This is a genomic window from Mesorhizobium sp. B2-5-13 (genome assembly GCF_006440535.1).
Lineage (GTDB): Bacteria > Pseudomonadota > Alphaproteobacteria > Rhizobiales > Rhizobiaceae > Mesorhizobium > Mesorhizobium salmacidum.
Genome location: NZ_VFUI01000009.1, coordinates 159,898 through 172,259, shown reverse-complemented (window position 1 = coordinate 172,259; position 12,362 = coordinate 159,898). Strand labels below are relative to the sequence as shown.

11 protein-coding genes and 1 pseudogene are annotated in these 12,362 nt (G+C 61.4%); 5 read left to right on the top strand and 7 right to left on the bottom strand.

Annotated features, from left to right (window positions below; translation table 11 throughout):
* Nucleotides 1-137: 137 nt before the first annotated feature.
* The gene (locus tag FJ434_RS17370) at nucleotides 138-2,999 is read right to left on the bottom strand and encodes a winged helix-turn-helix domain-containing protein (protein WP_140748584.1); all 2,862 of its coding nucleotides are present in this window, start codon (nucleotides 2,997-2,999) and stop codon (nucleotides 138-140) included.
* 404 nt (nucleotides 3,000-3,403) lie between these two features.
* Here FJ434_RS17370 and FJ434_RS17365 point away from each other — a divergent pair, with 404 nt between their 5' ends.
* The 4 genes from FJ434_RS17365 to FJ434_RS17350 all read left to right on the top strand — a co-directional run bounded on the left by FJ434_RS17365 (nucleotide 3,404) and on the right by FJ434_RS17350 (nucleotide 6,929).
* Complete coding sequence (locus FJ434_RS17365) at nucleotides 3,404-3,820, top strand: organic hydroperoxide resistance protein (RefSeq protein WP_140748449.1); 417 nt, start codon at nucleotides 3,404-3,406, stop codon at nucleotides 3,818-3,820.
* Between the two features lie 70 nt (nucleotides 3,821-3,890).
* Nucleotides 3,891-4,952 carry an alpha/beta hydrolase gene (locus tag FJ434_RS17360; protein ID WP_140748446.1) on the top strand — a complete coding sequence of 354 codons (1,062 nt, stop codon included), beginning with the start codon at nucleotides 3,891-3,893 and terminating at the stop codon, nucleotides 4,950-4,952.
* Between the two features lie 220 nt (nucleotides 4,953-5,172).
* Nucleotides 5,173-5,964 carry an alpha/beta hydrolase gene (locus FJ434_RS17355; protein WP_140504518.1) on the top strand — a complete coding sequence of 264 codons (792 nt, stop codon included), beginning with the start codon at nucleotides 5,173-5,175 and terminating at the stop codon, nucleotides 5,962-5,964.
* Nucleotides 5,961-6,929 (top strand): quinone oxidoreductase, encoded by a 969-nt coding sequence (locus FJ434_RS17350; protein ID WP_140748443.1) that lies wholly within the window; start codon nucleotides 5,961-5,963, stop codon nucleotides 6,927-6,929. The genes FJ434_RS17355 and FJ434_RS17350 overlap by 4 nt, the downstream gene beginning before the upstream one ends.
* A 96-nt stretch (nucleotides 6,930-7,025) precedes the next feature.
* Here FJ434_RS17350 and FJ434_RS17345 read toward each other — a convergent pair whose 3' ends face one another.
* Nucleotides 7,026-7,679, bottom strand: a complete 654-nt coding sequence (locus tag FJ434_RS17345; protein WP_246673738.1) for a phage integrase N-terminal SAM-like domain-containing protein — start codon at nucleotides 7,677-7,679, stop codon at nucleotides 7,026-7,028.
* 123 nt (nucleotides 7,680-7,802) lie between these two features.
* Between FJ434_RS17345 and FJ434_RS17340 the strand changes: the two are divergent.
* Nucleotides 7,803-8,090 (top strand): annotated as a pseudogene (locus FJ434_RS17340) (transposase); the annotation flags it as partial.
* A gap of 388 nt (nucleotides 8,091-8,478) precedes the next feature.
* Here the strand turns inward: FJ434_RS17340 and FJ434_RS17330 are convergent.
* The 5 genes from FJ434_RS17330 to FJ434_RS17305 all read right to left on the bottom strand — a co-directional run bounded on the left by FJ434_RS17330 (nucleotide 8,479) and on the right by FJ434_RS17305 (nucleotide 12,359).
* Nucleotides 8,479-8,805, bottom strand: coding sequence for a MurR/RpiR family transcriptional regulator (locus FJ434_RS17330; RefSeq protein WP_140748440.1), 327 nt, complete (start codon nucleotides 8,803-8,805; stop codon nucleotides 8,479-8,481).
* An 82-nt stretch (nucleotides 8,806-8,887) separates the two neighbouring features.
* Nucleotides 8,888-9,772 (bottom strand): formyltetrahydrofolate deformylase, encoded by an 885-nt coding sequence (gene purU, locus FJ434_RS17325; protein WP_140504526.1) that lies wholly within the window; start codon nucleotides 9,770-9,772, stop codon nucleotides 8,888-8,890.
* A gap of 660 nt (nucleotides 9,773-10,432) precedes the next feature.
* A complete protein-coding gene (locus tag FJ434_RS17315; RefSeq protein ID WP_140748437.1) occupies nucleotides 10,433-11,257 on the bottom strand; it encodes a 3-methyl-2-oxobutanoate hydroxymethyltransferase in 825 nt (274 codons plus the stop codon).
* A 4-nt stretch (nucleotides 11,258-11,261) separates the two neighbouring features.
* A complete protein-coding gene (locus tag FJ434_RS17310; protein WP_140748434.1) occupies nucleotides 11,262-12,047 on the bottom strand; it encodes a TIM barrel protein in 786 nt (261 codons plus the stop codon).
* Between the two features lie 3 nt (nucleotides 12,048-12,050).
* A complete protein-coding gene (locus tag FJ434_RS17305; RefSeq protein ID WP_140504532.1) occupies nucleotides 12,051-12,359 on the bottom strand; it encodes a MocE family 2Fe-2S type ferredoxin in 309 nt (102 codons plus the stop codon).
* Nucleotides 12,360-12,362 lie beyond the last annotated feature (3 nt).

Genomic DNA, 12,362 nt, shown 5'->3' with positions numbered 1-12,362 from the left:
ACCGGATGGTAGCTCCGAAGGAGCGCCCGACTATGGTTGGCCAAGCGTCGCTTTCCGTTTGAAGGAGCCGGACCATTGGCCTTCCTCGACAGTCTCCTGGGTCCGGTCCGAACGGACAATCTCCCGAAAGCTCACACCTATTTCAGCGTTGCCAGCACGCCTGCGGCTGACCTCAGGTCTGCTGTCTCCAAGCCTTCCCCGAAGCGCGCGAAAATCGGCAGGAGAAGAGCCCGTGCGTCCCTGTGTTGTCCCCGAGCGGCCAGCAGGGAAGCAAGGTCGACAGCGGTCCGCAGCTCCCATGCCCGCGCGCCTTGACGATCACTGAGTTCCAACGACCGCCGAAAACACATTTCGGCCTCTTCGTCGGCGCCAGGGCGCGGGGCCGCGAGAACAAGGGTTCCCTTTACGCGCAGCAGTTCCGGCATATAGCAAAGATCGCCGCTTGCCTCGACGTCACGGATCGTCTCCTCGATCAGCGAAAGTGCCTCCGCGGATCGGCCCGCCGCAGCCAGGCCCAGAACAAACGAGATATTGAGCGGCGTGGTGAGCAGTTCGTAAGGCGCGGCGTGGAGTTCGGCAAGGCAGCGTCGAAGGCCTTCGACACCGCTGCTTGGGCTGCCGCGACGAATGGCGATCTCCCCTGTGAAGCCGCCTCCCAGTGCGAGATAGGGCCCGAGAGAATGAAATTCGGCACGAGAGAAAAGACGATTGATATGTTTCTCAGCGAGCTCCAGCTTGCCGATCCAGAGGAACACGGAAATCGCCCAGACAAGTGCAATGGAGAGAGACAGGGGATGGTTCAGGACTTCCGCCTCCTCAATCGTCAGCAGCGCGCGCTGCGCGGCCCGATCAGGATGGCCTTGCAGCCACAGTGTCCTTGCCAAAATCGATCCCGCCAGAATCTTGCCGTCAAAGCCGAGATAGTTCGTCGTGGTTCGATTGGAGCGCGGCCCGTATCGCAACGCCGCTTCGAGCGCGGTCTGGGCACGGCCGAGCTCTCCGCTGAGGTGAAGCGAAATCCCCATCAAGGAATGCGCCAAAGTGGTGGAGACCGAATCCTCAAGCGTTCCCGCAATGACGGAACAGCGCTCCGCATAATGCAACGCGGTCCTGAACTCTCCCGTACGCAGGTGAAACATTTGCAGCGGGCCTAGAATCCGAAGCTGATCGAGCGCCTCGCCACGTCGGTCGGCAATGACCAGGCTTCTGTTCAATGCCACGCGCGCCGCATCTCTTCCACCACGCGTGAACATCAGGGAGACCCCAAGGGCTGCCTGAAGATGCATCTCCTCCAATCCGCCTCTAGTAGTATCGTCAAGAGTAACAACCGCCTGCGCCGCCCAGCGATGACACTCGGTGAGCAAGGACATCGACAGAAAAAAGGAGGCCGCCGCGGCAGCCAGACGGACGCCGATGTCAGTGTTCCCGTCAAGTCCGAAGCACCAGTCCAGAGCCGCTCGCACATTGGCAAGGCCCGCTAGGTGAAATGACCGTTGTACGCCGCTCGACAAAGTAGGCCACTCGGCTCCTGTCTCCTCCAGCCAGCGCAGATAATGCGTCGCGTGACGCGCGGCTAGGCTCGCGTGCTCGGCATCGTCGACGTCGAGCTGAAGGGCGTAGGCTCGCGTCGTGTCGAGCAGGCGGTAACGCATCGTTGCCCCGGCAGGCCTTGCCGCTATCATCGACTTGGCGACCAGGCTGTCGATAGCGCCAAATACGAGTGCGTCATCGACGGTTGCGCTCGTCACAACTTCCAGGGCGGCCTCGATCGAAAAGTGGCCAACAAAGATCGCGAGCCGGCGAAGCAGAAGACGCTCGAACTCCGATAGCAGTCCGTAGCTCCAGTCCAAAGTGGCCTGGAGGGTCTTCTGCCGCGGCGGCGCGGTACGTTGTCCCGGCCACAATAGCGTCAGCCGTTCGTTGAGAAGTTCGGCGGTTTTCTGCAGGCCATAAGTCGCAACCCGTCCAGCCGCCAGCTCAATCGCGAGCGGCACGCCGTCGAGCTTGCGGCAGATACCGGCCACGATGGCGGCATCCGCATCTTGGAGATCAAGCCCGGCACCGCTCGCGGCAGCGCGTTCCAGGAACAGTTGGATCGCAGGGAAGCGGCGCGCAGTGGACGCGGTGAGTTCCAGATCGGCAGGCGCGCATGCGAGCGGCTCCAGCTTGTAAACGTGCTCCCCTTCGACTTGAAGGGGCTCGCGGCTCGTTGCCAGCAGGTGGGCTTGCGGTGCGGCGGCGAAGATGCGGGCCGCCAAGTCCGCCGCGGCGTCAATGACATGCTCGCAAGTGTCAAGAATCAGGAGGATCCGCTTGTCTGCAAGGTAGGCGAGCAGACTGGGGGTCGCGTCTTCGGACTGAAGAGACAGCCCTAGCGTCGAGGCCACCGTCGTCGCAACCAAGCCCGGATCACTCACCGCCCCGAGATCGACGAAATGCACGGCACCCGAGAATGCTTCGACCAGATCGTGGCCCACCGCCACAACAACAGCGGTCTTGCCGACACCGCCCGTGCCGACGATCGTAACGAAACGCGTCTCGGCCAGTTGAGTTGAAAGTCGGACTGTGTCGTCAGTCCGGCCGACCATCCGGATCAGGCGGCTTGGCAGATTGGCTTGCGGATAGCTGGCGACGACATCCCTTTGCCCATTGTCTTGACCATCCGATCGCGAGACCGGGGCCACAAAGCAGTAGCCGCGCCCCGTCAAAGTAGCGATGTAGCGCGCGCCGTCCGCGCCATCGCCCAACGCCTTTCTGAGGTTGGCGATTTGAAACCGCAAACTGCCTTCTTCGACGGTAACGTCGGGCCAGACATGGGCCAGCAGGTCCTTCTTGCTGACGATTTCGTTGGGGCGCGCAGCCAAGGCTGTAAGGATGTCGAAAGAGCGCGCGCCCAGATTGACAGGCGCGCCTTGCCGCAGCAGGAGCCTCTCGCCCGCCGCCAGCGTAAAGGGACCAAACGATATCCTGTCGCTCGTCTGCGCGGCTGGCGATATCATAGCATCATTCTTTATTGCTTTTTGTTGGCTGGTCAGACGCGGTTCCAAGTCCACTACCTATGGAGCAAAAAGTCGATTTCGTGGCCCCGAGGGACGATTGGGGCAGGACAGGAAAGCAGCTCAGGCCCAGTTCCAGGACGGGCGGCACTGGCGAGCGCTAACACCGCATCATAGTGTATAACGGGTGCTCCGGGCGATCTCTCTCTATGTGTGGAAGCAGCAAGAACGTTTGCTGACCGGCCCAGGGAGAATGATCATGCTTGCAGTGTCGCTATCGCTCGTGCCGCAAAACTTGCTTGGGCCGCAAGCCCTTTAAGTGCGTTTTCCATGCTCGTGGAGAGCGAAGCCACGCGCCAATTTCCAAATCGAATTCAAAGTGCCCTTTTGCGAAGGACCCAGACATCATGACCCAATCTGAAAAGCTCCTGTATACCGCCAAGGTCCGCACCACTGGCGGTAGGGACGGCACATCCCGCAGTTCCGACGGTCGACTGGACGTCAGGCTTTCCACGCCCGGCGGACCGGGCGGCGGCGCCAATCCGGAGCAGCTGTTCGCAGCCGGCTGGTCGGCCTGCTTCGAGGGCGCAATGGCAATTGCCGCCCGCAAAATGAACGTCAGGCTGCCCGCCGACCTCGCAATTGACGCAGAGGTGGATCTGAACACTGCCGACGGTGCCTTCTTCCTCGGCGCGCGCCTCAATGTGAGCGTACCCGGGCTCGACCGCGACGTTGCCAAGGCTGTTGTAGAGGCAGCACATCAGAACTGCCCCTACTCGAAGGCCACGCGCGGCAATATCGAAGTCGCAATCAGCCTCGCTTAGCTACCGATCACATCGATCGATCTTGCATGTCACTCTCGGCAAAATGTCATCACGACAGGGCGGTGCACCAATGAACGCGATCAAAAACCCGGAAGAAATCAATCACCATCGGCGTCGCCTCTTCGGCGTTGCTGCCGCGACAATCGCCGCGGCACAACTTGGCGCGATCGTGGTTGCGGAGGCGCAGGGCGACGGGTCTAAAAGGACAGTCTCCCCCATGCTGAAGGCACGGACCTCGTTCTCCTCAATGAAGCAGACCGACGCGGATCTGCTGAGCGTCGGATATGCCGAGGACGGTCCTGCGGACGGCCCGCCGGTGATCCTTCTGCACGGATGGCCCTACGACATTTACAGCTATGTCGATGTCGCGCCGCTGCTTGCCAACGCAGGGTACCGGGTCATCGTGCCATATTTGCGCGGTTACGGTACGACGCGGTTCCTGTCGGACGCAACACCTAGGAACGGTCAGCAGGCGGCGCTTGCATCCGACATCGTTGCGTTGATGAATGTGCTGGACATCCAGAAAGCGGTCATCGCCGGCTATGACTGGGGCGCGCGCACAGCCAACGTCATCGCCGCGCTCTGGCCTGAGCGCTGCAAGGCCATGGTGTCAGTCAGCGGCTATCTCATCGGCAGTCAGCAGGTGAACCAGGCGCCGCTGCCGCCGAAGGCCGAATTGCAGTGGTGGTACCAATATTACTTCGCCACTGAACGGGGACGGGCGGGTTACGAGAAATACACCCGCGAATTCACGCGCCTCATCTGGGCGCTCGCCTCACCCAAATGGGCTTTCGACGATGTAACTTTTGAACGCTCCGCTCCCGCGTTCGACAACCCCGACCACGTCGCGATCTCTATCCATAACTATCGCTGGCGACTCGGTTTGGCGCCAGGTGAGCCAAAATATGATGGCTTGGAACAAAAGCTTGCGGCGTTTCCGGCGATCGGTGTACCGACGATTACGATGGAGGGCGACGCAAACGGCGCGCCGCATCCGGATCCGGCAAATTACGCCAAGAAGTTCTCCGGCAAATACGAACACCGGCTGATCTCAGGCGGCATCGGTCACAACCTGCCGCAGGAGGCTCCACAGGCCTTTGCGCAGGCGGTCATCGACGTCGGCAAGTTTTGACAACCTGTCAAGCGGCTTCCCGATGAAACCTGTCCACCGCCTGCGGTGTGTGGTTGCGACCATTGCGTAATCCGTCTTCGCAGCGATGCCGGATGAATATTCCGCAGCGGGTCGGCTCGCCGCAGCCTTAGCCAAAGAACTCTCTGAAAGACCCAAATATTTAGCCCTGCGACCATCGCAATGGCACTACACCAACAAAACCATCGAAAGGTTATGTGAGATGACAAGACTGCTCGCAGGATTGGCAATCGCCATGTCCGTATCAGGCAGCGTTTACGCGCAGTCAGAAAAGCCCACCACTGTTCAGCCCACCATCGTTCTGGTTCACGGCGCGTTCGCCGACTCATCGAGCTGGAACGGAGTCGTCAAGATCCTCGAGAAGGATGGTTACCCCGTTGTGGCCGCTGCCAATCCCCTGCGGGGTGTCGCCACTGACGCTCAATATGTTGCCGATATCGTATCCGGCATTACATCGCCTGTCATTCTGGTCGGACATTCCTACGGCGGCTCGGTCATTAGCGAAACCGCCGATGGCCATGCCAATGTCAGGGCGCTCGTCTATGTTGCGGCGTTTGCACCGGAGGTCGGCGAGACGGCCGCCGGGCTTGCGGGCAAGTTCCCAGGCAGCACTCTTGCGCCCACGCTCGCTCCACCCGTTCCGCTGTCAGGCGGCGGCAAGGATCTCTACATCCGGCAGGAGAAGTTCCGCGACCAGTTTGCAACCGACGTTTCTATCCCCGAGGCAAAGCTGATGGCTGCCACGCAACGGCCTATCACGGAAGCGGCGCTGAACGAGGCCCAGACCGCGGCGGCGTGGAAGAAGATTCCGAGCTGGTTCATCTACGGCAACAAGGACAAGAACATCCCACCCCAAGCTTCCGCCTTCATGGCCGAACGAGCGCACGCGCGCAAGACCGTGGTGGTCAAAGGCGCCTCGCATGCGGTGATGGTTTCGAACCCTGAACCTGTCGCTCGGCTGATCGAAAAGGCAGCAGCGGAGGCATCGCGATGAAAGCCGTCGTGATGAACCGATGGGGCGGGCCGGACGTCATCAAGTTTGTCGACATGCTCGAGCCAACGCCAGGTCCGGGAGAAGCCCTGGTTGAAGTCGCTGCGGCTGGCGTGAACTTCATGGACACGGGCGTTAGGCGCGGACTTGCCTGGACCGACGTGCCGGATCCGAAGATTTTGGGCGTAGAGGGCGCTGGCCGCGTGATCGCGGTCGGTGATGGGGTCAGCGATCTTTGGCCGACCCGTCGTGTCGCCTGGGTGTATTCGCCGGGGAGTTATGCCGAGAGGACCGTGATACGGGCCGATGCGCTGGTGCCGATACCGGATGCGATCGACGATCGCACGGCGGCGGCTGTGATGATGCAGGGCCTCACAGCCAGCCATTTCGCGACGGATTTCTATCCCGTGCAGCCCGGCGACATCGCGCTTGTCCATGCCGCGGCTGGTGGAGTCGGTCTGCTGCTTACCCAAATCATCAAGCTGAGGGGCGGCCATGTCATCGGCCGCGTGTCCTCGGCAGACAAGCTGGCGATCGCCAAGGAGGCGGGCGCCGATCACGTCATTGTAGATGCCGAAGGGCAATTCGCCGACGAAGCAATTCGCCTGTCGGGCGGCGAAGGGGTGCATGTGGTCTATGATGGCTCCGGTCCCAAGACATTCCAAGGCTCGCTGGATGCGCTCCGCCGATCGGGCACCTTCTGCTGGTACGGACCCGTCCTGGGCGGTCCTGGCCCGATCGACATTATGGCGCTGCCGAAGAGCATCAAGATCGGCTACGCCACCTTTTTTGATCATATCCATACACCGGAACTGCTTCGCTCGCGTTCGATCCGACTCTTCCATTGGATCGTCGAGGGCAAGCTCAAAATCAGGATCGGCGGCGAATATCGGCTGGCGGATGCGGCGAATGCCCATGCCGACATGGAAAGCCGAACGACCACTGGAAAGCTGCTGCTCATACCTTAGAACCGCGAACGAAGTCAGCCCCAAGGACTGCCGCGTTTGCACCGGGGCGCGCAGGAGCGCGGTCATGGGCGGTCAGACCCGGCTCCGTGGCCTCGATCAATTCGTCGAGGACAAGCAACTGAGCCCGGCGCACCTGCCAGACCCACCGCGGATCATCTGCCCGCCGCCCAGAGTGCCCGACCCGCTGAAGCGCATCGCCGGCTCGAAACGGAGCCGGCGAGCGTCGATGGATCGCGTTGCGGTCCCTGCGTCCCTGCCCTGCTCGACGCGGATCAGCATGCGTGTGCTATCGATATCGTCGACCTTGAGGTGCGCGACCTCGGACACGCGCAGTCCCGCGCCATAGGCGACACCGAGGGCGGCTTTGTACTTGATGCCTGGGGCAGCTTCGAGCAGCCGCGCCGCTTCCTCCACGCTCAGCACGTCGGGCAGCTTGCGGGGACATCGGGTGATCACCAGCGCGCGGGCCAGATCCCGCCGCTTCAGCGTCACCGTGAACAGGAAGCGCAGCGCCGAGACCGCGCCGTTGATCGTCGCCGGTCCGACGCCACTCTCATGCTGATGCAACTGGAAGCGCCGGATGTCCTCGGTCTTGGCGGTGTCGGGAGCGCGGCCAAGGAACGCGACGAAGCGCCGGACCTGACGAACGTAATCCTGCTGCGTATGCGGTCCCAAGCCCCGCATCAGCATGTCCTGCTGCATGCGCTGGCGAAGCGGCGTGATCGGAGCGTCGGTCGACAAGGTAGCCATGGCAAGTTCCTCTCGTTGAAGGGAACTCCATGGTCGGATCGCACGCTCTACCTGCCCAGAGCCTTAAACAATCACACTTACCTCACCGCTCGCACCCTCCCGCGAAGCGGGTTCGTGCCTCACGAGTTCATTCGTCGGTTCCTGCTCCATGTCCTGCCGCGCGGCTTCCATCGCATCCGTCACTACGGCTTGCTCGCAGGCGGCTCTCGCAAGGACTGCCTCGCGCTCGCCCGCCAATTCCTGGACGTCGCCGCGCCGCCCGATGACGATAACCTCGACGATCCGGACAACTTCCGCCCGCCGTGCCCTTGCTGCGGCGGACGCATGATCGTCATCGAGACGTTCGAACGGTGGAGGCAACCGCGCGGACCGCCGGACGCAACGGCGACGAACCGGGAGAACGTCCCATGACCCGGCATGGCATGGTCGAGCCTTCAGCTGCAGGCGCTCAGCCGCCGGCGACGTATCCACGCGAGTCCATGGTGACTACCGTCGCCGAAAGGCGCGTCCGGACCTGCGCCGAGCCGGCAACATCGCGCGCAAGCGCAACAATGCGGCATGCCCGTATCAATCGCGGCGTCTCCCGGCGGCGGTCGCGCCATCGCCGACACCAGCCGCAGATCGAAATCCCCATAGCCATCGCCTGCGGCCCGCGGGTTCCTTCCTCGGGGACTTTCGTACGCCTGCCAGCGCCCGAAACTCTTCACGCAAACGGAACGTCCGGTTTCGCGATGACCAGGTTAGTAGCCGACCTTTGCGCCCAGTCTAGCGCGGCCCACTTTCGTCAATTGCAGGCGTGCTAACCGGGTTGAACGCTGCGGACAATTTTCGGAGCTTGGGTGGCAAACCTTGCACTGCCAGAGCGCAGATTGTCTTGGAACACCTTTTTCATTTCCCGAAAAGTAGAGAAGCCAAAACAACGGGCAAGTCTTGTCAGCGCGGTTGTGCTAACAGAGCAACGGTTGGCAATCTCGGCTGCGCTTTCAAATGCAACTATCTCGGGTCGTTCGAGTGCCTGCCGAGCCACCTTCTCCAGGGCTGGGCTCAATCGAACCTCGCGCTTCGCGATCGCCGTTTTGATTTCGTGAAGAGACTTCGGTTTGTCCTTAAGTCCGAGCGATTTCATTCGAAAGCTCCCACACTTCGAAGAACCGGCGGCCAGATGCCCGCAAAACTCAGTCCGTGCCATTTGGCGATCACGACCCTCGTCAGCCCAAGCGTTCTGAGGCAAACGACCCCGGCGACGCAGGAAATACGACGGTCTTGTTCCCGTTTAGGAAAACCCGACGGTGGATATGAGCGTGAATTGCTCGGGCAAGCACCTGTGCCTCGACATCGCGGCCGAGGCTGACATAGTCCTCGTTTGACTGCGCATGTGTCACGCGGATCGTGTCTTGCTCGATGATTGGCCCCTCGTCCAGATCGGCCGTCACGTAATGCGACGTGGCCCCGACCAGCTTCACGCCCCGGTCGTGCGCCTGCTTGTAGGGATTGGCGCCCTTAAATGACGGCAGGAAGGAATGGTGGATGTTGATGATGCGGCCCGACATTTTCCGGCACATCTCATCCGACAGCACCTGCATGTATCGCGCCAGCACGACCAGTTCAGCGCCCGTCTCCTCGACGACGCGCATTTGCTGCGCTTCGGCCTCGGCCTTATTCTCTTTCGTCACCTTGATGAGGTGAAACTGGATGTCGTGGTTCACCACGACCTTCTGGTAGTCCATGTGATTGGAAATCACTGCGACGATATCGATCGGAAGCGCACCGATCCGCCAGCGATAGAGAAGATCGTTGAGGCAATGGCCAAAGCGCGAGACCATTATGATGACCCTGCGCTTGACGCCCTCGTCGAAGAACTCCGCTTCCATGCCGAACTGCGAGGCGATTGCCTTGAAGCCCGAACGGAGTCCTTCCAGCCCCGATCCGCCTTCGGAGCGGAAACTCACCCGCATGAAGAAGTTGCCGGTGTCGGCATCATCGAACTGCGCACTGTCGGTAATGTTGCAGGACTGGTCCGCGAGGAAGGTCGAGATCGCCGCGACGATCCCCCTGGTCGAGCGGCATTCGACGCGAAGTGCAAAATTCATCATTGGCTCTGTTCCTGAGCGAAGTTACGCATGAAGCCGTCGGCGAGACGCTGTCAGGTGTTGGAAAGCAGGCATGCAATGGTCATTAGGCCGACGTGAGTTGCTTGCATTCCTTCGCGTTGCCTGTGCGGCGGGCCCGGCCGATGGTGTCAGTTTGATCCTGCGAGCGGCTTGCCGACGCCGCGCCAACACCGTTAGCCCAGCACGCTCGCCAGGGTGACAGGGTTGCCGCTCGTCGCCGATAGCGTCGCGGCCTCGGCCATCGCTAGGGCGGCAACTCCGTCATTCAGGGTAGCTGGAGGTGCCTTTTTCTTCCGTGATCGCGCTGACAAAAGCCGCCCATTCGGCCGCCTACGCGGGCATGTAGCGCTCCAGGAAGAAGTAGGTGGGCTTGGCCCCGGTCACGCCCGCCGAGCTTTTCCGCGGCTGCGGTGTTGATGTCCGATACCGCGATGAGCGTGCTGTCGGGATGCGACGAGATAGCCGTCGCGCGAACGCCGGCGATACGTCCGGCACCGAGAAGGCCGACTTTGAGCATGGTTGTCCTCTAACTTTGCTGTGCCTGGTGATCTTCTAAATCAGCGAGAAAAGCCTTGAAGGCACCTGCCCACCGATGGGGGCGAGGCCGTCCCTCCCGATTTGAAAGAGGCTTCTGGAATTGGTTCAAGCTTTTGCCTGCTCCAGGAACTCACCGTATTCCGGCTCCGCGATCGAAACATTGTGCTGTGGCTGCGGGTATGCGCCGGAACCGACGTCGGCGATGAATTCCTGGAATGCCGCAATCCGCTCTTGCTGGAGTCGTGCAAACTCGGCCGCGAAATTGCGATAGGTCTTGGCGTGACGTGGCTTATGCCCATTGGTGTGGCCCAGTATGTCCTCCGCGAACAGATACTGGGCGTCAGCACCCGGACCGGCCCCCATGCCAAGCATGATCATCGACGTGTTTTTAGAAATGAATTCGCCGACCTGGTCCGGCACGACCTCGAGCTCGGCCCCGAAGCAGCCGATCGCTTCCAACTGCTTTACCTGTTGCCAGACCTTGAGAGCTTCCTGGGCAGTCTTCCCCACGGCGCGGAACCCGGTCCAGGTGATGTATGAAGGGACAAGTCCGACATGCGCAACGATCGGCACATGGTTGTCACAGAGTGCCTTTTGAATGTCGTAGGCGGCCGCGCAATAGAAGCAGTCGCCGCCCATGGCCGCAAAGTGGAAGGCTGCGCGCAGATAGTCCTCGGCCGTTGCCAAGGGGCGGCCGTCAAAAGTCCCCCAGCCGCCGTAAGGTAGCCCCACCTGCACGAAGCAACGTCCAGCCGCTTCGCGCATTTCGGCGGAGAAGAAACGGCCCTCGATGGAGAGCATGTCGATGCCTGCCGCGTTCGCCGCCGCGGCCTCTTCGATGGTGGTAACGTAGAGCATTGAGATTTTCTGCCCTCGCGCCTTCATGGCACGAACGTCGGCGACCGTGGGGCGGGTGTTTCTGTGGACCATTGTCTTACACCGTGAACGCGTTGCGGAATGCTTCGAGCGCTGCTTCAGGATCGCCAGAGGCGAAGGCTTCCATCCCGACTGGCCCTGAGTACCCCATCGCCTTCAGTGCCTTGGCTATGGCGTGCCAGTTCACCTCGCCGGTGCCAGGTTCCATGCGCCCAGGTACATCCGCGACCTGCACCTCGCCGATCCACGGCAGGGAGGCTCGGCAGAGTTCGATCAGGTTCCCCTCGCCGATCTGCGCATGGTAGAGATCCAGGTTGAGGCGCAGGCGCGGATGGTCGATCGATGAGACCAGCGCCAGCGTATCCTCCGCGCGTCCGAAGGGCACGCCAGGATGATCGACAGGAAGATTGAGGTTTTCCAACGTGAAGGTGACGCCCTCCTTCTCGGCCATGTCCGCGATCCTGCTGAGAGTATCGCGCGCCTTCAGCCACATGGCGCCAGAGACCACCTCGACCGGTGTGACGGGCAGACCACCTTCCCCGAGGCCCGTGCCGTGGAGGTTCAGCCGCTCGACACCAAGGCGTTTTCCCACCTGTGCCGTCTCGCGCGCGGTTTTCAGCAGCTCGGTCGTGCCCTCGTCATCGGTCAGGCGGCCGCGCAGGTAACCGTTCATGATGGAGAAGGTCGCCCCTGATTTCTCCAGCTTTGTCAGATCATGGTCTCGCCAGTTCCACAGCCCGACTTGGAATCCCATCTCGTGCAGGCGAGCGGCGCGCCATTCGATAGGCTTGTCACGCCAAAGCATCTCGGCGCAGGCAGCGAGCTGAAAGCGTTGACCTGTCATGACTTAAACCTCGACCATGACGCGGCCATTCTCGACCTTCGTCTTGTAGGTCTTGATGTTCTCGCAGGCCGGTGGCGTCTCTACTTCCCCGGTCGTAAAGTCGAAAACAGAAGCGTGCTTGGGGCACTCCACCGTGTTCCCCATGACGAGACCGTCAGCAAGGTGGATCTTCTCATGCGTGCAAAGCCCGTCCGTGCAGTAATACTCGTCCGCGTCGTTGCGGAAGATTGCGAAAGTGCGGCCGCCGTTCTCGAAGCGTTTGGCTTCCTCGGCTTCGATTTCATCTGCGGCGCAAGCGTCGACCCAGGGCATTGA